The organism is Streptomyces sp. NPDC044003, from assembly GCF_056435185.1.
Genome location: NZ_JBWKFA010000002.1, coordinates 852,002 through 871,223 on the forward strand (window position 1 = coordinate 852,002; position 19,222 = coordinate 871,223).

The 19,222-nt window shown below is 73.1% G+C and carries 14 protein-coding genes; 7 read left to right on the forward strand and 7 right to left on the reverse strand.

Annotated features, from left to right (window positions below):
- The first annotated feature begins 14 nt into the window (after positions 1-14).
- The 4 genes from AC07AW_RS10525 to pulA all read left to right on the forward strand — a co-directional run bounded on the left by AC07AW_RS10525 (position 15) and on the right by pulA (position 9,933).
- Positions 15-1,682 (forward strand): glycoside hydrolase family 13 protein, encoded by a 1,668-nt coding sequence (locus AC07AW_RS10525; RefSeq protein WP_478815035.1) that lies wholly within the window; start codon positions 15-17, stop codon positions 1,680-1,682.
- A complete protein-coding gene (locus tag AC07AW_RS10530; protein WP_478815036.1) occupies positions 1,670-2,749 on the forward strand; it encodes a LacI family DNA-binding transcriptional regulator in 1,080 nt (359 codons plus the stop codon). Before AC07AW_RS10525 ends, AC07AW_RS10530 begins: the two co-directional genes overlap by 13 nt.
- A gap of 135 nt (positions 2,750-2,884) precedes the next feature.
- Positions 2,885-4,570 (forward strand): carbohydrate-binding module family 20 domain-containing protein, encoded by a 1,686-nt coding sequence (locus tag AC07AW_RS10535; RefSeq protein ID WP_478815037.1) that lies wholly within the window; start codon positions 2,885-2,887, stop codon positions 4,568-4,570.
- A gap of 74 nt (positions 4,571-4,644) precedes the next feature.
- Positions 4,645-9,933 carry a pullulanase-type alpha-1,6-glucosidase gene (pulA, locus tag AC07AW_RS10540; RefSeq protein WP_478815038.1) on the forward strand — a complete coding sequence of 1,763 codons (5,289 nt, stop codon included), beginning with the start codon at positions 4,645-4,647 and terminating at the stop codon, positions 9,931-9,933.
- Here pulA and AC07AW_RS10545 read toward each other — a convergent pair.
- Positions 9,920-10,438, reverse strand: a complete 519-nt coding sequence (locus AC07AW_RS10545) for an N-acetyltransferase family protein (protein WP_478815039.1) — start codon at positions 10,436-10,438, stop codon at positions 9,920-9,922. The genes pulA and AC07AW_RS10545 overlap by 14 nt on opposite strands.
- A 54-nt stretch (positions 10,439-10,492) precedes the next feature.
- Between AC07AW_RS10545 and AC07AW_RS10550 the strand changes: the two genes are divergently transcribed.
- Entirely contained in the window at positions 10,493-10,825 is a 333-nt protein-coding gene (locus AC07AW_RS10550) for a 5-carboxymethyl-2-hydroxymuconate Delta-isomerase (RefSeq protein WP_392152780.1), read from the forward strand.
- Here AC07AW_RS10550 and AC07AW_RS10555 read toward each other — a convergent pair.
- Positions 10,810-11,523 carry a TetR/AcrR family transcriptional regulator gene (locus tag AC07AW_RS10555; RefSeq protein ID WP_478815040.1) on the reverse strand — a complete coding sequence of 238 codons (714 nt, stop codon included), beginning with the start codon at positions 11,521-11,523 and terminating at the stop codon, positions 10,810-10,812. The two genes, AC07AW_RS10550 and AC07AW_RS10555, sit on opposite strands and share 16 nt — an antisense overlap.
- Before the next feature lie 37 nt (positions 11,524-11,560).
- Between AC07AW_RS10555 and AC07AW_RS10560 the strand changes: the two genes are divergently transcribed.
- Complete coding sequence (locus AC07AW_RS10560) at positions 11,561-11,959, forward strand: hypothetical protein (protein ID WP_478815041.1); 399 nt, start codon at positions 11,561-11,563, stop codon at positions 11,957-11,959.
- Between the two features lie 3 nt (positions 11,960-11,962).
- Here the strand turns inward: AC07AW_RS10560 and AC07AW_RS10565 are convergent, their stop codons facing one another.
- The 5 genes from AC07AW_RS10565 to AC07AW_RS10585 form a co-directional block, all read right to left on the reverse strand.
- Positions 11,963-13,024: a PDR/VanB family oxidoreductase gene (locus tag AC07AW_RS10565; protein ID WP_478815042.1), complete on the reverse strand. Its 1,062-nt coding sequence runs from the start codon at positions 13,022-13,024 to the stop codon at positions 11,963-11,965.
- Positions 13,024-13,908 carry a metal-dependent hydrolase gene (locus AC07AW_RS10570; RefSeq protein ID WP_478815043.1) on the reverse strand — a complete coding sequence of 295 codons (885 nt, stop codon included), beginning with the start codon at positions 13,906-13,908 and terminating at the stop codon, positions 13,024-13,026. Before AC07AW_RS10570 ends, AC07AW_RS10565 begins: the two co-directional genes overlap by 1 nt.
- A gap of 68 nt (positions 13,909-13,976) precedes the next feature.
- Positions 13,977-16,241 carry a hypothetical protein gene (locus AC07AW_RS10575; protein WP_478815044.1) on the reverse strand — a complete coding sequence of 755 codons (2,265 nt, stop codon included), beginning with the start codon at positions 16,239-16,241 and terminating at the stop codon, positions 13,977-13,979.
- 55 nt (positions 16,242-16,296) lie between these two features.
- Positions 16,297-17,097: a tyrosine-protein phosphatase gene (locus AC07AW_RS10580; RefSeq protein WP_478815045.1), complete on the reverse strand. Its 801-nt coding sequence runs from the start codon at positions 17,095-17,097 to the stop codon at positions 16,297-16,299.
- A 207-nt stretch (positions 17,098-17,304) separates the two neighbouring features.
- Positions 17,305-18,303, reverse strand: coding sequence for an NAD-dependent epimerase/dehydratase family protein (locus AC07AW_RS10585; RefSeq protein WP_478815046.1), 999 nt, complete (start codon positions 18,301-18,303; stop codon positions 17,305-17,307).
- A gap of 218 nt (positions 18,304-18,521) precedes the next feature.
- Here AC07AW_RS10585 and AC07AW_RS10590 point away from each other — a divergent pair, with 218 nt between their 5' ends.
- A complete protein-coding gene (locus AC07AW_RS10590) occupies positions 18,522-19,172 on the forward strand; it encodes a hypothetical protein (protein WP_478815047.1) in 651 nt (216 codons plus the stop codon).
- Positions 19,173-19,222: the final 50 nt, after the last annotated feature.

Consider the following 19,222-nt stretch of genomic DNA (forward strand, 5'->3'; position numbering starts at 1 on the left):
CTCCCAGGGAAGACATGACCCAGCATCTCGCCACCCCGGCCGACGCCCACACCACCGGCACGCACACGGGCTGGTGGAGAGACGCCGTGATCTACCAGGTCTACCCGCGCAGCTTCGCCGACGGAAACGGCGACGGCATGGGTGACCTGGAGGGCATCCGCAGCCGGCTGCCGTACCTCAAGGCGCTCGGCGTCGACGCCGTCTGGCTCTCCCCGTTCTACGCCTCGCCGCAGGCCGACGCCGGCTACGACGTCGCCGACTACCGGGCCATCGACCCCATGTTCGGCTCGCTCCTCGACGCCGACGCCGTGATCCGCGAGGCCCACGAACTGGGCCTGCGCATCATCGTCGACCTGGTCCCCAACCACTCCTCCGACCAGCACGAGTGGTTCCAGCGCGCCCTGCGCGAGGGCCCCGGCTCGGTGCTCCGCGAGCGCTACCACTTCCGCCCCGGCCAGGGCGAGAACGGCGAACTCCCGCCCAACGACTGGGAGTCCATCTTCGGCGGCCCCGCCTGGACCCGTACGGAGAACCCGGACGGCACCCCCGGCGAGTGGTACCTCCACCTCTTCGCCCCGGAGCAGCCCGACTTCAACTGGGAGCACCCCGCCGTACGCGACGAGTTCCGCTCCATCCTGCGCTTCTGGCTCGACATGGGCGTCGACGGCTTCCGCGTCGACGTCGCCCACGGCCTGGTCAAGGCCGCCGGCCTGCCCGACATCGGCGCCCACGACCAGCTGAAGCTGCTCGGCAACGACGTCATGCCCTTCTTCGACCAGGACGGCGTCCACGAGATCTACCGCTCCTGGCGGCAGATCCTCGCCGAGTACGACGGGGAGCGCATCCTCGTCGCCGAGGCCTGGACCCCCACCGTCGACCGCACCGCGAACTACGTGCGCCCCGACGAGATGCACCAGGCCTTCAACTTCCAGTACCTGGGCACCCACTGGGACGCCGCCGAGCTCCGTACCGTCATCGACGCCTCGCTCGACGCGATGCGCCCGGTCGGCGCCCCCACCACCTGGGTCCTCTCCAACCACGACGTCACCCGGCACGCCACCCGCTTCGCCAACCCGGCGGGCCTCGGCACCCAGCTCCGCGAGGCCGGCGACCGCGAGCTCGGCCTGCGCCGCGCCCGCGCCGCGACGCTCCTCATGCTGGCCCTGCCCGGTTCCGCGTACGTCTACCAGGGCGAGGAGCTCGGCCTGCCCGACGTCACCGACCTGCCCGACGAGGTCCGCCAGGACCCGTCGTTCTGGCGGGCCAGCGGCCAGGACGGCTTCCGCGACGGCTGCCGCGTCCCGATCCCGTGGACCGTCGAGGGCTCCTCGTACGGCTTCGGCGACGGCGGCTCCTGGCTGCCGCAGCCCGCGACCTGGGCCGCCCTGAGCGTCGAGGCGCAGACCGGCGACCCCGGCTCCACCCTGGAGCTCTACCGCAGCGCCCTCGCCGTCCGGCGCGAGCGCCCCGAACTCGGTGCGGGCGAGTCCGTCGAGTGGCTGGAGGCACCCGAGGGTGTGCTCTCCTTCCGCCGCGACGGCTTCGTCTGCACCGCCAACACCACCGGCCGGGCCATCACCGTCCCGCTGCCCGGCCGGTATCTCCTCTCCAACGAGGAAGTCCGCACCGTCGACGACGAAGCGGAGCTGCCCGCCGACACCACCGTCTGGTGGGCGGTGTGACGATCCCCCTGCCGCGGGGCGCCGGGAACGGCGCCCCGCGGCTCGCGGACATCGCGGCCCAGTCCGGGGTCAGCGAGGCCACCGTCAGCCGTGTCCTCAACGGCAAGGCGGGGGTGGCCGGCGCGACCCGGCACAAGGTGCTCGCGGCCCTCGACGTGCTCGGCTACGAGCGTCCCGTACGGCTCAAACGCCGCAGCGCGGGCCTCGTCGGGCTCGTCGTGCCCGAGCTGACCAACCCGATCTTCCCGGCCTTCGCGCAGGTCGTCGAACAGGTCCTCGCCGGGCACGGCTACACCCCGGTGCTCTGCACCCAGATGCCCGGCGGCGCCACCGAGGACGAGCTCGTCGAGCAGCTCGTGGAGCGCGGGGTCGCCGGCATCGTGTTCCTGTCCGGGCTGCACGCGGACGCCTCCGCCGACCCCGCGCGCTACGCGCGGCTGACCGAGCGCGGCGTCCCGTACGTCCTCATCAACGGCTACAACGAGCACATCGACGCCAACTTCGTCTCCCCGGACGACCGGGCCGCCGCCCGCATGGCCGTCCGGCACCTGGTCGAGCTCGGCCACGAGCGGATCGGCCTCGCCATCGGCCCCACCCGGTACGTGCCCTCGCGCCGCAAGGCCGAGGGCTTCACCGCCGAGCTGCACGCGCTCCTCGGCGTCGACCGCACCGAGGCCGAACGGTTCATCAGGCCCACGCTCTTCGGCGTCGAGGGCGGGCACGCGGCCGCCGAGATCCTGCTCCGCGAGGGCTGCACGGGCATCGTCTGCGGTTCCGACCTGATGGCGCTCGGCGTGATCCGCGCGGTCCGCGCCCGCGGCCTCGACGTGCCCGGCGACGTCTCCGTCGTCGGCTTCGACGACTCGCCCCTCATCGCCTTCACCAGCCCGCCGCTCTCCACCGTGCGCCAGCCCGTCCAGGCCATGGCCACGGCGGCCGTCGGCGCGCTCCTGGAGGAGATCGAGGGGAATCCGGTGCAGCGCACGGAGTTCGTCTTCCAGCCCGAGCTGGTGGTGCGCGGTTCCACGGCGCAGCCGCCCGCCCGGCTCCCGCAACACCTTTCGTAACGGCTTGCATTCGGGCGTGCGGAGGGTTGACCGCACGCCCGTACGCCCCTACGGTCACGGCTGAAAACAGTTGCTGAACTTTTCGGCAACTTCTTGCACCCGCTCTTGCGACAGGGACGTCGTACAGGAGGAAACATGGCAAGAAAGACCGTGGCCGCTGCACTCGCCCTCGTGGCGGGAGCCGCTGTGGCCGTCACGGGCAACGCCCCGGCGCAGGCCTCCCCGCCCGGCGAGAAGGACGTCACCGCGGTGATGTTCGAATGGAACTTCGCCTCGGTGGCCAAGGAGTGCACCGACCGCCTCGGCCCCGCCGGATACGGATACGTCCAGGTCTCCCCGCCCCAGGAACACCTCCAGGGCAGCCAGTGGTGGACCTCCTACCAGCCGGTCAGCTACAAGATCGCCGGACGCCTCGGCGACCGCGCCGCCTTCAAGAACATGATCGACACCTGCCACGCGGCGGGCGTCAAGGTCGTCGCCGACTCCGTCGTCAACCACATGGCGAACGGTTCGGGCACGGGGACGGGCGGGACCCCGTTCTCCAAGTACGACTACCCCGGCCTCTACTCGGGCGCCGACATGGACGACTGCCGGTCCGCCATCTCCAACTACCAGGACCGCGCCAACGTCCAGAACTGCGAACTGGTCCAGCTCCCCGACCTCGACACGGGCGAGGACTACGTCCGCGGGAAGATAGCCGGCTACCTCAACGACCTCGCCTCCCTCGGCGTCGACGGCTTCCGCATCGACGCCGCCAAGCACATGCCGGCCGCCGACCTCGCGAACATCAAGTCCCGGCTGACGAACCCGAACGTCTTCTGGAAGCAGGAGGCCATCTACGGCGCCGGCGAGGCCGTCTCCCCGAGCGAGTACCTCGGCAACGGCGACGTCCAGGAGTTCCGCTACGCCCGCGACCTCAAGCGGGTCCTGCAGAACGAGAAGCTCGCCTACCTCAAGAACTTCGGCGAGGCCTGGGGCTACATGCCCTCCGGCCAGTCCGGCGTCTTCGTCGACAACCACGACACCGAGCGCGGCGGCGACACCCTCACCTACAAGGACGGCGCGAACTACACCCTCGCCTCCGTCTTCATGCTCGCCTGGCCCTACGGCTCCCCGGACGTCCACTCCGGCTACGAGTGGACCGACAAGGACGCGGGCCCGCCCAACAACGGCCAGGTGAACGCCTGCTACAGCGACGGCTGGAAGTGCCAGCACGCCTGGCGCGAGATCTCCTCCATGGTGGCCCTCCGCAACACCGCCCGCGGGCAGGCCGTCACCGACTGGTGGGACAACGGCAACAACGCGATCGCGTTCGGCCGCGGTGCCAAGGCGTACGTGGCGATCAACCACGAGTCCTCGGCCCTGACCCGCACCTTCCAGACCTCGCTCGCCGCCGGCACCTACTGCGACGTGCAGTCCAACACCGCCGTGACGGTGAACTCCTCCGGCCAGTTCACGGCCACCCTCGCCGCGAACACCGCTCTCGCCCTCCACACCGGGGCCATGAGCTGCGGGTCCCAGCCGGTCACCGCCGGCGCCTCCTTCAACGTGACCGCCACCACGGTCTCCGGCCAGAACATCTACGTCACCGGCAACCGCGCCGAACTCGGCAACTGGGCCCCCGCCTCCGCCCTCAAGCTCGACCCGGCCTCGTACCCCGTCTGGAAGCTGACGGTGAACCTGCCCGCCGGAACGGCCTTCGAGTACAAGTACCTCCGCAAGGACGCGGCCGGGAACGTCACCTGGGAGTCCGGCGCCAACCGCACCGCGACCGTCCCCGCCTCGGGCCAGATCGTCCTGAACGACACCTTCCGCAGCTGACCCCGCCTCCCCTCCAGGGCCGCCCCCGCGGGGGCGGCCCTCCCACCCGTACCCCCTTCTCCGGGAGCACCCCCGTGATACCCAAGAGAACGGCGGTCGCGCTGGCCGCCGCGCTGTGCGCCGCCCTCGTGCCCGCCGTCCCCGCGACGGCCGCACCCCGACCGCCGGCCCCGCCCTCCGACCAGGCCCTCGCCGCCCAGCCGGCCCGCCAGGACCTCACCCGCGAGCAGTTCTACTTCGTCCTGCCCGACCGCTTCGCCAACGGCGACACCGGAAACGACAGGGGCGGCCTCACCGGCAGCCGCACGGAGACCGGCTTCGACCCGAGCGACAAGGGCTTCTACCAGGGCGGCGACCTCAAGGGCCTCACCGAGCGGCTCGACTACATCAAGGGCCTCGGCACCACCGCCATCTGGATGGCGCCGATCTTCAAGAACCGGCCCGTACAGGGCACCGGCAAGGACGCCTCCGCCGGCTACCACGGCTACTGGATCACCGACTTCACCCAGGTCGACCCCCACTTCGGGACCAACGAGGACCTGGAGAGGCTGATCGCCGCCGCCCACGCCAAGGGCATGAAGGTCTTCTTCGACGTCATCACCAACCACACCGCCGACACCGTCGACTACGCCGAGAAGAAGTACGGCTACCGCCCCAAGGGCGCCTACCCGTACCTCGACAAGGACGGCCGTCCCTTCGACGACCGGACCGCGCTCGGGAAGGTGGACGCGGACTCCTTCCCGTACACGCCGACGACGACCGGCGGCAAGGTCCCGTCCTGGCTGAACGACCCCACGATGTACCACAACCGGGGCGACTCCACCTGGGCCGGCGAGTCCGCCGAGTACGGCGACTTCGTCGGCCTCGACGACCTGTGGACCGAGCGCCCCGAGGTCGTCGAGGGCATGAAGAGGATCTACGAGACGTGGGTCCGGGACTTCGACATCGACGGGTTCCGCATCGACACCGTCAAGCACGTGAACCTGGACTTCTGGACGCAGTGGGCCACCGCCCTCGACGCGTACGCGAAGACGCAGGGCCGCGAGGACTTCTTCATGTTCGGCGAGGTGTACTCCGCCGACACCGCCGTCACCTCCCCGTACGTCACCCGGGGCCGGCTCGACGCCACCCTCGACTTCCCCTTCCAGGACGCGGCCCGCGCCTTCGCCTCCCAGGGCGCCGGAGCCGACCGCCTCGCCAAGGTCTTCGCCGAGGACTACCGGTACACCACCGACAAGGCCAACGCCTACGAGCAGGTGACCTTCCTCGGCAACCACGACATGGGCCGCATCGGCACCTTCGTGAAGCAGGACAACCCGAACGCCTCCGACGAGGAGCTCGTCCGCCGCGACCGGCTCGCCAACGAGCTGATGTTCCTCTCCCGGGGCAACCCGGTGGTCTACTACGGCGACGAGCAGGGCTTCACAGGACCCGGCGGCGACAAGGACGCCCGCCAGACCCTCTTCGCCTCGAAGACCGCCGACTACCTCGACGACGACCAGCTCGGCACCGACCGGACGCACGCCTCCGACGCGTACGACACCACGCACCCGCTGTACCGCTCGATCGCCGCCCTCTCGAAGCTCACACGGGAGAACCCCGCCCTCCGCGACGGCGTCCAGCAGGAACGGTACGCCGAGGGCTCCGTCTACGCCTTCACCCGCACGGACGCGAAGACCCGCACCGAGTACCTGGTCGCCGTCAACGGCGCCACCGAGCCGAAGACCGTCACCGTCCCCGTCGGCTCCGCCGCGTTCCGCGCCCTGTACGGGGGTCAGGGCGCCGTCACGGCTTCCCAGGGCAAGGTCACCGTCACCGTCCCGGCCCTCTCCTCCCTGGTCCTCAAGGCCGACGGGCCGCTCCCGGCCCCGGCCACCGCGCCCACCGTCTCCCTGAAGGCCCCGGCCGCCGGCTCCACCGGCACCGTCGAGCTCTCCGCCGACGTCACCGGCGGCGGCCTCAACCGCGTCGTCTTCGCCGCCCAGGTCGGCGACGGCCGCTGGCAGACCCTCGGCACCGCCGACCACGCCCCCTACCAGGTCACCCAGCACATCACCGCCCCCGCCGGCACCGCCCTGCGCTACAAGGCCGTCGTCGTCGACGCCGCGGGCCGCACCGCCAGCGCCCTCGCCGCCACCACGGCCGGCGCGCCCCCGGCCCCCGAGAAGCCGGTCGCCGTCGAGCGGGCCTACGCCGTCGTGCACTACAAGCGCGAGGACGGGAACTACGACGGCTGGACCCTGAAGGCCGCCGGCCAGGAAGCCGCCTTCACCGGACGCGACGCCCACGGCGCCTTCGCCTGGGTCAAGGTCCCCGAAGGCGCCTCCACCGTCACGTACACCGTCGAGAAGGACGGCGCCGCCGACGGCCCCCAGCGCAGCATCAACCTCGGCCGCACCGGCGAGGTCTGGATCACGCAGGGCACCGACGGCCAGTCCGACACGAACCCGGCCCCCGCCACCCAGGACAAGAGCAAGGCCGTCATCCACTACCAGCGGGCCGACGGCGACTACGACGGCTGGGGCCTCCACACCTGGACCGGCGCCGCCCAGCCCACCGACTGGTCCCGGCCGCTGACGCCGACGCGTGTCGACGCGTACGGAGCGGTGTACGAGGTGCCGCTGGTGGACGGCGCGAGCTCCCTCTCGTACATCCTCCACAAGGGCGACCAGAAGGACCTCCCCACCGACCAGTCCCTCGACCTCGGCACCTACGGCCACGAGGTCTGGCTCCTCTCCGGACAGCCCAAGTACCTCCTCCCCACCACCGGCGGCGCCCCGAACCTCGACCTCGGCAAGGCCGAGGCCCAGTGGATCGACCGGAACACCGTCGTCTGGAAGGTGAAGACCACCGACGCCACCAGCCAGCAGCTGGTGTACGCCAAGGACGGCGGGATCACCGTCACCGACGGCGCCCTGAACACCGAGGGCCAGTGGCTCCGCCTCACCCCGGCCGCACTGACCGACGCCCAGAAGGCGAAGTTCCCCCACCTCAAGGACTACCCGGCCTTCACCGTCGACCCGCGCGACGCCGACCGGACACGGGACTCCCTGCGCGGCCAGCTGATCGCCACCCAGCGCGCCGCCAACGGCGCCCTGCTCGCCGCCACCGGCGTCCAGACCGCCGGAGTCCTCGACGACCTGTACGCGGCGAAGGCCACGCGGGCGAACCTCGGCCCGGTCTTCCGCAGCGGCCGCCCCACCCTCTCCCTCTGGGCCCCCACCGCCCAAGCCGTCTCCCTCGAACTCGACGGGAAGACCGTGCCCATGCGGCGCGACCCCGCCTCCGGCGTCTGGTCGGTCACCGGCCCCCGCACCTGGACGGGCAAGCCGTACCGGTACGTCGTGAAGGTCTGGGCCCCCAGCGTCCAGAAGGTCGTCGAGAACCGGGTCACCGACCCCTACTCCACCGCCCTCACCACCGACTCCGCCCGCAGCCTCGCCGTCGACCTCACCGACCCGGCCCTGGCACCCCAGGGCTGGAAGACGCTGAAGAAGCCCGCCGCCGTACCGCTGCGGGACGCCCAGATCCAGGAACTCCACATCCGGGACTTCTCGATCGCCGACCCCACGGCGAAGGCCGACCACCGGGGCACCTACCTCGCCTTCACCGACGAGGACAGCAGGGGATCGGAGCATCTGAAGGCGCTCGCCGCCTCCGGCACCTCCTACGTCCACCTGCTCCCGGCCTTCGACCTCGGCACCGTCCCCGAGAAGAAGTCCGCGCAGACCACCCCCGCCTGTGACCTCAAGGTCTACGCCCCCGACTCGGAGGAGCAGCAGGCCTGCGTCGCCGCGGCGGCCGCCAAGGACGCCTACAACTGGGGATACGACCCCCTGCACTACACCGTCCCCGAGGGCTCCTACGCCACCGACCCCGAAGGCACCCGCCGCACGGTCGAGTTCCGGCAGATGGTCCAGGCCCTCAACGGCGACGGACTGCGCACCGTCATGGACGTCGTCTACAACCACACCGTCGCCGCCGGACAGGCCGACAAGTCCGTCCTCGACAAGATCGTGCCCGGCTACTACCAGCGCCTCCAGGCCGACGGCTCCGTCGCCACCTCCACCTGCTGCGCCAACACCGCGACCGAGAACGCCATGATGGGCAAGCTCGTCGTCGACTCGGTCGTCACCTGGGCCAAGCAGTACAAGGTCGACGGCTTCCGCTTCGACCTCATGGGCCACCACCCGAAGGCCAACATCCTCGCCGTACGGAACGCCCTCGACGCGCTGACCGTCGAGAAGGACGGCGTCGACGGCAAGGCGATCGTCCTCTACGGCGAGGGCTGGAACTTCGGCGAGATCGCCGACGACGCCCGCTTCGTCCAGGCCACCCAGAAGAACATGGCCGGCACCGGCATCGCGACCTTCTCCGACCGGGCCCGCGACGCCGTCCGCGGCGGCGGCCCCTTCGACGAGGACCCCGGCGTCCAGGGCTTCGCCTCCGGCCTCTACACCGACCCCAACACGTCGACCGCCAACGGCACCCCCGAGCAGCAGAAGGCCCGCCTCCTGCACTACCAGGACCTCATCAAGGTCGGCCTCAGCGGCAACCTCGCCTCGTACTCCTTCACCGACACCTCGGGGCGCACGGTCAAGGGCTCCGAGGTCGACTACAACGGCGCCCCCGCCGGATACGCCGCCGCCCCCGGCGACGCCCTCGCCTACGCCGACGCCCACGACAACGAGTCCCTGTACGACGCGCTCGCCTTCAAGCTCCCGGCGGACACCGCCCCGGCCGACCGCGCCCGCATGCAGGTCCTCGCCATGGCGACGGCCACCCTCTCGCAGGGCCCGGCGCTCTCCCAGGCCGGCTCGGACCTGCTGCGCTCCAAGTCCCTGGACCGCAACTCCTTCGACAGCGGTGACTGGTTCAACGCCATCCACTGGGACTGCCGCGACGGCAACGGCTTCGGCCGCGGGCTGCCGCCGGCCGCCGACAACAAGGCCAAGTGGTCCTACGGCAGGCCGCTGCTCGTCAACCCGGCCCTGACCGTCGGCTGCGCCCAGATCGACGGCGCCTCCGCCGCCTACCGGGACCTCCAGAAGATCCGTACCACCGAGCCGGTGTTCTCGCTGGCCACGGCGGACCGGGTGCAGGAGGCCCTGTCCTTCCCGCTCTCCGGCCGCGACGAGACCCCGGGCGTGATCACCATGCGCCTCGGCGACCTGGTCGTCGTCCTCAACGCGACCCCGGCCGGCACCGCGCAGAAGGTCCCGGCCCTGGCGGGCAAGGGCTACGCCCTCCACCCGGTCCAGGCCGGCGGCTCCGACCAGGTGGTGAAGTCCTCCGCCTACGACCAGGCCTCGGGCACCTTCACGGTCCCGGCGCGGACGGTCGCGGTCTTCAGGGCCGGGTGAGCGGCCGCTCCATCAGGGTGACCCCGTACCGGGTCCCGTCGGCGGCGAGCTTCCCCGGCTCCTCGCCGACGACCCGGTAACCCGCGGCTTCGTAGTACGTACGGAGCCGCGGGTTGCTCGACACGCAGTCCAGCCGTGCGACCACCCGCCCGCCGGCCGCGATCCGCCCCTCGGCGTGCGCGAGCAGCGCCCGCCCCGTACCGGCGGGCGCGGCCTCCCGGTCCGCCATCAGCCGGTGGACGTACCCGGCGACCGGGGGCTGCGGGCCCCAGGCCTGCTCGTCCTCCCACCACAGCTCGTACGCGCCGACCGCCCGCCCCTCGTGACACGCGAGCCACACCTCGCCCCCGGCGATCCGCTCCCCGAAGTGCCCGGCGCTCTTCCCGCCCGGCTTCCACTGGTCGATCCCGTTGCGCACCATCCAGCGCGCCGCCCCGTCGAACAACTCCACCAGAAGGTCGAGATCACGGTCGTCCGCCTGCCGGAAGGTCACTTGTGCCGTCATGACGATCACCGTAAAGGTGTGGCCAGACAATCGTTTCACCGGGGAGTGACCCTCATGCCGCAGATCACCGTCGACTACTCCGCGCCCCTCGACCGGCGCGGCTTCGCGCTCGCCCTGCACCCGATCGTCGTGGAGACGGTCGACGCCACGCTCGACGCGTGCAAGACCCGGTTCCGGGAGGTCGAGGAGCTGGTCGTCGGCGACGGAGCGGCCGACGACCACATCGTGCACGTCGACATCGCCCTGCTGGCCGGCCGTACCGACGAGGCCAAGGCACGGCTCTCGGACGCCGTCCTCGCCCTGCTGCCCGCCTACCTCAAGGCGAAGGAGGGCGTCCACCTCTCCGTCGAGGTCCACGACCTCGACGGCTCCTACCGCAAGGGCTGATCGGGCACGCGGGGCACGAGCGCCGAGAGCCGGGCCACCAGCTCCCCGAAGGGGCCGTCGGCCGGCTCCTCGGCGAGGATGCGGACCAGGATCTCCGCCATGTCCGGGTCGTACGCGGCGCTCACCGCGGCCAGCGCCGCGAAGTCGTGCACCAGCTGGAGCTCCAGCTCCGCGCGCGGGACCCGGCGGCCGTCCAGCCACAGCAGCGCCGTCGACTCGGCGAGCGACACCCAGGAACGGACGACGAGTTCGAGCCGGGCGGAGGGCTTCTCGACCTCCAGATGGGCCAGGATCTGCTCGTACGCGGCCTGCCGGACCTCGTCGATCATCGCGTTCGTCGTGGACGAGCCCACCGCGGGACCGCCGCGCATCAACGCCGCGAAGCCGGGCCCGTGCTCGTCCACGAAATCGAAGAACCGGCCCATCACCCGCAGCAGCCGCGCCCCGAGCGGCCCCCGCGGCGGCTCCACGAACCGGGCCGCCAGCTCGTCCGCCGCCCGCCGCAGCGCCGCCTCGTAGAGGCTCTGCTTGCCGGGGAAGTAGTGGTAGACCAGCGGCCGCGAGATGCCCGCGGCCGCGGCGATCTCGTCGATGGAGACCTCGTCGGGAGAGCGGTGGCCGAAGAGTTCGAGAGCCACCCCGATCAACTGCTGCTTGCGCTCCTCGACGCCCATCCTGCGGCGTACCCCGGTCGTCATACGAACAGCCTAACCGCGTCCGTTACGCTCCTGCCCCATGAGCGCTTCCGACCAGGACACCCCGACGGCCGAGGCCCCGGAGGCCGAAGAGCCCCGGGAGGCCGAAGAGGCCCAGGAAACCCCCGACTCCCTTGAGCCCGAAGGCGAAGAGGAGTCCTCGGAGTCCGAGACGCCGGCCGGCGGGCTCACCCCGAAGCAGGCGCGGCGGCTGCGCGTCGCCGCCGCGTCCGTACTCCTGGTCGCCCTGGCCGTGGTGCTGGTCGTCCGCCTCGCGAGCCGCACGTCCGTCCTGGTCGTGGGCGTGTACGGACTCGCCATGATCCTCTGCGGGATCGTGATCGAACTCTCCCGCAACGGCCGCACACGGCTTGGCACCTGGCTCCTGGTCGGCGGCCTCCTCACCGCACTCGCCCTGGACTGGCTGGTCCTGCCCTAGGGGCTACAGGTCCAGGACGAGCCGCTTCCCGGCGCAGCGCGAGACGCAGATCAGCATCGAGTCGGCCCGCTCGTCGTCGGTCAGCAGCTCGTCCCGGTGGTCGATCTCGCCCTCCAGGACCCGCTGTTGGCAGGTCCCGCAGAAGCCCTGCCGGCAGGAGTACATGAGGCCCGGGACCTCCTCGCGGACCGCCGACAGGAGCGACTGGTCGGCCGCCACCGTCAACGTCCGCCCGGAGCGGCGCAGTTCGACCTCGAAGGCGGTGCCGGTGGCCGCGGCGGCGGTGAAGCGCTCCAGACGCGGCGTCCGGCCCTCGGGCATCGCCGCGGTCACGGCGTCCATCAGACCGTCGGGCCCGCAGCAGTACACGAGCGTCTCGGCGGGCACGTGCGCGAGGAACTCGAGCTCGGGGAAACCGGATTCGTCCTCGGCGACGACGGTGACACGGTCGCCGCCGCCCAGCCGCTCGACCTCGTCCAGATAGGGCATGGTGGCCCGGCTCCGCCCGCAGTACACGAGCCGCCAGTCCGCCCCGGCCGCCTCGGCGGCGCGCACCATGGGCAGGACGGGGGTGATGCCGATGCCGCCGGCGACGAAGACGTACGCGGGGGAGTCGACGAGCGGGAAGCGGTTGCGGGGCCCCCGGATCTCGATCTCCACGCCCTCGCGGAGCTGCTCGTGCACTTCGCGCGAGCCGCCGCGCCCGCCCTGCGCTTCCTCGATGAGGCGCGTGGCGACCGTGTACGTACTCGTGTCGCCGGGGTCCCCGCAGAGCGAGTACTGCCGGACGAGCCCGGAGGGCAGGACGAGGTCGACGTGGGCGCCCGGCTGCCAGGCGGGCAGCCCGGCACCCTCCAGGCGCAGCTCGACGACGCCCTCGGCGGGCGTGGCGCGGCCGGTGACCAGGACCTTGCGGGGGACGGTGCTGCCCCGCCCGTACCCGGAGACGGGGGTGTCGAGGGCGGGCATCGGCCAGAGCGGCGCGGTGGACATGCGGCTGCGGACGGCGCGGCGGACGAGCAGCGCGGCCCCGGCGACGAGGGCGACGGTGGTGAACCGGGGCATCAGCGGCCTCCGTTGGCGCCGGGGGAGGAGGCGAGGTAGGCCACGGCCTGCGCGGTGTCGCCCTCCTGGGAGGGGTGGTAGGCGCGGCTGAGGTAGCGGGGTATGGAGCGCAGCATCGCCGGGGTGGAGGGCAGCAGGCCCTGCCGGCCCTTGCGGACGAAGTCCGCGAAGGAGGCCTTCGGGTCGAGCAGGCCGGGGTCGTTCTCCATGAAGAAGCGGACACCCCGCTGCCAGAGGAACATGAGCGCGGCGAAGGCGAGCGCCCAGGTGCGGGCGCGGCGCCGGTAGCCGCCGTCGAGGTGCATGAAGAGCTCGAAGGCGACCGCGCGGTGCTCGACCTCCTCCGCGCCGTGCCAGCGCAGCAGGTCCAGCATGGTCGGGTCGGCGCCGGCCCGGTCGAGCGCGTCGGCGTTGAGGACCCAGTCGCCGAGGAAGGCGGTGTAGTGCTCGATGGCGGCGATCAGCGCGACCCGCTCCATGAGCCACCAGCGGCGGGGCCGGCCGGGCGGCAGGGTCCGGTCCCCGAGGAGCTTCTCGAAGAACCAGTCGACCTGCGCGGTGTACGGGGTGGGGTCGAGGCCCAGCTTCCGCAGATGGGGGAGGACGTCGTCGTGGGCCTGGGAGTGGATGGCCTCCTGGCCGATGAAGCCGATGACGTCCTCGCGCAGCCGGTCGTCGGTGATGTACGGCAGCGCCTGCTGGTAGACGTGGACGAACCAGCGCTCGCCCGCCGGGAGCAGCAGGTGCAGCACGTTGATGGTGTGCGTGGTGAAGGGGTCGCCCGGTACCCAGTGGAGCGGCGTCTCTTCCCAGTCGAAGGAGACCTTGCGGGCCTTGAGCTCGACGTGCTCCGACGCCACCGGTGCAGGCTGCGTATTAGACATGACGTCAATGTACTGAGGGGTAGGGCGGTGGCAACAGGCTTGTGCGACGTCTTTTTGAGGTGCCCCGGTCAGCGGAGGGCAGCCCTCCGTGTCCCGTCCCCCAGGGTGCCGTCCAGGTCGGCCCGCGCGCCCGCCTTCGCCTTCACCGCAAGCAGCGGACCGTCCGAACGCCCCTTCACCCCGCCCGAGGTCTCCAGGGACGTGAAGTCCGGGCTGCCCGCCGCCAGGACGAACCAGTCGCCGCCCGGCGCCTTCCACAGCACGCCCGCGAGGACCCGGGGATCCCGCACCCCGCAGGCCGGCGAGCCCTCCGAGCGGGCCGCGAGCGCGGCGGGGACCTCCGGCGAGGGGACCAGGAACTGGGCGAGGACCCGGCTGCCGGTGCCCCGCCAGGTCTCCGCGCGCGTGCACACCCAGGTGGCCTGCCCGGCGCCCCCGGGCAGCGGCTGCCGGGCGAACCGCCAGGCGTTCACCGACCGCACCCCGTGCGCCCGTACGGCCGTCAGCTGGCACGCGGTCCGGGCCCAGGCCTTCCCGGCCTCCGCCCCCGTCGCGTCCGAGGCCGCGGAGGGCGGCCCCCACAGCAGCCGGGCCGGCGCCAGCTCACCGAGGTCGGTGAGCAGCCGCACCCCCGAACCGTCCCGCACCTGGAGGGTGTTCCAGCGGGTGCAGCCGCCGGACTGCGCGGTACCGGGTACGGGATCGGTCACCCCGGCCGAGTCCCGCACGAGCGGCCGCGGGTCCTTTGTGGGCGCGAGGAGGTCCCGTACGGCCGTGTCCCGCACCCAGGGGGCCGTCAGATAGCGGACGTTGCCCGACGCGCGGGAGACGACGAGCGCGGCGGCGCCGACGGTGTCGGCCGCGTCCGTGCGCGCGAAGTCGAGGGCGGCACCCGCCGTCCCCTGGACGGGCTCGGCGTACCGGACGGCCCGCAGCCCGTCGTGGAAGAGCACGACGCGCATGGCGTCGACCCGGCCGGCGAACAGCAGCTGCGGCGGCCCCATGGGAGGCCCGACGGGCGTCCCGGGCGTGGCCGACGACCGTACGGAGCCACCCGGCCGGGCCCACACGGCGAGCGCCCGCCGCAGCAGCGCGCTGTCGCCGGTCAGTCCGCCGCGCGCGGGCCACACGGAGAAGTCCTGCCGGGTGGCCCCGGGCCACACCGCCGGATCCACCCGCTTGACCGCACCGGGGTCGAGGGCGGCCTCGGCGGCGGGATTACGGGCGTACGAGGGGGCAGCAGCACCGTTTCTGCCCCAGCCGTCCCCGGGCAGCCCGAGCAGCGTCCCGCAGACGACGAGCGCGACGAGGGCGACGAAAGCGGCCCGGGCGTGCTGGCGCCGGCGCATGAGATCGGTGGGCCGCGCCTGCAGGGCACACGGGTCGAACTCGTCGGACTCGAGCAGAGCGACACCACTGAGCCGACGGGGGAGGGCGGGGCCTGCGGACGCGGCGGGGCCGTGGCCTCCGGCGCCGGTCGGCGCTCCGGACCCGGTGGCCCCGGCCCCGCCGCCCGACCTGCCACCGGTCCTGCCCGGGCCGGCCTGCTCGCCGACCCTGTCCGAGCGGCCCTCCGGGGCGCCGGTGGCCGCGCGACCGGCGGGACCGTCGGCGCCGCCGGACCCGCTCGGGGCGCCGTTCACACCTCCGGCCCTCCCCGGGCCGCCCTGTTCGCCGACCCTGGCCGGGCCGTCCTCCCAGGGATCCGTCCCGGGGGTCGCCCCGACGGCAGAAAGGTCGGAGGGGTCGTCGGGCGCCGTGAGCGCAGGGGTCTCCAGTGCGTCCGCCTCCGCCAGGGCCGCTGCCGGGTCCTCGACGCCCACCGCCGCCAGGACGCGCAGGACCTCCGGGTCGCCCTGGCGCTCCAGGCCGCGGAGCACGTACGCCGCACGGCCGGCGCCGGAGAGCCGCGACAGCTGCTGGTCCAGGGCGAGTTCGTCGGCGCCGCCCACCCGGGGGAAGAGCCGCAGCCCCCACACGTGCGGCAGCAGCGGCGGGAACTGCGCCCGGCGCGGCAGCGCGAGGCGCCGGAGCGGCAGCCCCGCGATCAGCGCCTGCCGCAGCACCTCGCCCCGCACGTACGCGTAGCCGGGATCCACCGCGTCCTCGGCCCGCCGCGGCCCGGGCACGGCAGGCCCCGGGACCCGGCGGCGCGGCAGCGACCGCTGGACGAGGGCGTGCGCGGTCAGCACCCGGCGGTTGCGGCCGAGCGCCGGCGGCAGGACGAGGTAGGCGATGCGGACGAGCCGCGGATACCGCTCGACGAGCGCGGCCTCGGCCTGCTCGACGTCGACGGGACCCACGGGCGAGGGAACGAGATCCTGGGTGCTCACGTTCAGCAGAACGAGCGATTCTTCCGATGGTCACCCCGGGGCGCCCCGCGGGGGATCAGGCCGCGGAGACCGTCAGCCGCTCGCGGATCAGCTCCGTCACCTCGTCCGGGACGCCGAGCCCCTCCCGTACGTACTTCTCCATCGACCCGTGCCGGACCGACACTTCGTCGAGCGCCGCGTCCAGGTACTCCGGCAGGACCCCGATCAGTTCGAGCGCGAGCTCGGGGTCGCCGCCCTGGGCCGTGAACCCCTCGATCATCGGCGCGAACGCCAGTCGCACCGCCGGGTTGACCGCCAGGTACTCCGCCCGGATCGTCTCCTCGTCCGCGCCGAGCAGCGACAGGACGACCGTCGCCGCCCAGCCGGTACGGTCCTTGCCCGCCGAGCAGTGGAAGAGCAGCGGCCCCGCGCCGGGGGTGCCCAGCTCGCCGAGCAGGGCGCGGTAGGAGGCCCGGGCGGAGTCGCCGGAGACGAAGGTGCGGTAGGTCCGGGCGAAGGCGCCCCGGACCCGGCCCCCGCCGAGGTGCTCCTCGGCGAGCGCGGGGTCGGAGAGGAGGGCCTTGAGGCGGGCGGCGGGTGGCAGTCCGCTGCCGGCCAGGTAGTCGGCGAGGACGTCCGCGACGAGCAGCCGGGCACCGGCCGGCAGGCGGTCGGGCCGGTCCCCGCGCTCGGTCGTCGTCCGGAAGTCGACGACGGTACGGATGCCGAGGCCGGCCACGGCGGGCTCGGCCGGGTCGAGCCGGTCGAGCTGCGCGGAACGGAGGACGAGGCCGTGCCGGACGGAGCGCCCGTCACCGAGCGGCAGGCCGCCGAGATCGCGGAGGTTGGCGACGGAGGTGGCGGGGATGGCGGGCATATCGTCGGCTCCTCCGATTCATGCGGGTTTCGTGTCGACGGTAGTGGATCGCCCCCCTATGGGCAGGTCCGCACGAAGCCCGGGCCCCGCTGTGGGACGCGCCCGCCGTCGTGGGCGGCCGTTCCACACGGGGGGTGGGTTGGGGCGCCGCCCACCAGGGCGCGGCCCCATACGGAGGGCCGGGGCGCCGGTCGGCAGGCCCGCGTCCTACCCCTTCGTCAGCGCCGCCAAGACCTCCGCCTCCCGTTCCGGCGTGAGCCCCGCCCCCTGCCGGTCCGGCCGTTGCGGTGCGACCCCGCCGAGGGACTCCAGCCACGCCCAGGTGTCCGCGACCGTCTCCTCCACCGGCCGGCAGCGCAGCCCCGCCGCGAGCGCCCGGGAGACGTCCGCCGTGTGCATCGCGTCGTACATCTCGCCCGGCGGCAGCCACACCGGCAGCTCCGTCCACGGCGCCACCCCTGCCGCGAGGAGCGCCTCGGGCTCCGTCCAGCGCAGTTCGGCCTCGGCCCCCGTCGCCCGTACGCACGCGTCGAGGAGTCCGCCCATCGTGGTGTGCCCGGGCGGCGAGACCAGGTTGTACGGCCCCGAGAGCCCGGCCGCCACCGCGTCGAGCGTCCATACGGCGAGGTCGCGGACGTCGATGTACTGCACCGGCATCGTGCGCGGCCCGGGCGCGAGGACGGGGCCGCCGCGCGCGATCCGGCCCAGCCACCACGGGAGCCGGCCCACGTTCTCGTACGGCCCGAGGATCAGGCCCGCGCGGACGAGCAGCGTCCGGTCGGCCCCGAAGGCCTCTCCGACGGCGAGCTCGCCGCCCCGCTTGGCCTCCGCGTAGGGCACGTCCCCGTCGTCCGGGGAGCCCTCGACCAGCGGCCCCTCCTCCGCGAGCCCGGCGGCGGGCGGCCAGGCGTACACCGAGCGGCTCGACACGTACGCGTACCGCCCGACCCGGTCCGCGAGCAGCCGGGCCGCGTCCCGGACCACCGACGGCGCGGCCGACCAGGTGTCCACGACGGCGTCCCAGGAACCCCTGTCCAGGGCGGCGAGACCGTCGGGGGCCGTGCGGTCCCCGATCAGCGACGCGGCTCCCGCCGGAGCGGCGTGACGGCCCCGGTGGAAGACCGTCACCTCCCAGCCCCGTTCGAGCGCGGCCTCGGCGATCGCGCGGCCGACGAACTCCGTACCTCCGAGCATCAGCAGTTTCATGATCCGAGCCTGCCCGGCGGGGAGGGCGGGGGCCAGGGAGTTCCGCTCCCGGAGGATTCCGCCGGAGGAGGAACGGCATCGGGAGGGGGTGCGTTCGGCCATCTGGCCGGGATGACACCATGGCGGCGATGACGAATGCCCGGTCGCCCCTGCGCGTCCTGCGAGCCGCACTCTTCGCGGTCGTATGCGTGACTCTGGCCGCCGTGGGGCATTCGTCCATGTCTGCGCACCAGCTCCCGGCGACCTTGCTGCTCGGCGCCTTCGTCGCGACAGCGGCGGCCGCCTGGGCCGCGGCCGGTCGACGCCGGGGCGCGCCCACGATCGCGGGGGGCCTGCTGGTCCTCCAGGGCGCGCTCCACCTGCTCTTCTCGACGACGGATCAGCACGCGCGGGGGATGCACCACTCCATGCCGGGGGCGGACGGCACGGGGAACACGGGCGCCATGGACGCCATGCCCGGCATGGGGAACATGCCCGGCATGGATGCCATGCCCGCCATGCCCGGAATGGACGCCGTGGACGCCATGGACGGCATGGCCATGGGCACCACCGTCCCCATGACCTCCGGCTTCGGCGCCGGCATGCTCGCCGTCCACCTCCTCGCCGCCCTCCTCTGCGGCCTCTGGCTCGCCCGCGGCGAGGCCGCGTTCTTCACGCTCGCCCGCGCCGCCCTCGCGTACGCCTTCACCCCGCTCCGCCTGCTCCGCGCCGTACTCGTCCCCGTCCCCGAGTCCCCGCGCCGCCCGGTCCGCCGGGCGCGGCGGAACGCCCGCCGCCCGCACACCGTCGTCCTCGCGCACACCCTCTCCCGGCGCGGCCCGCCCCGGCTGTCCGTACCCCGCGCCACGGCCCTCGGAGCACACGTCTGACCCGGGGGTCGCTTCCCCCTGTCGACACACCGACTCCAAGGACAGTCCGT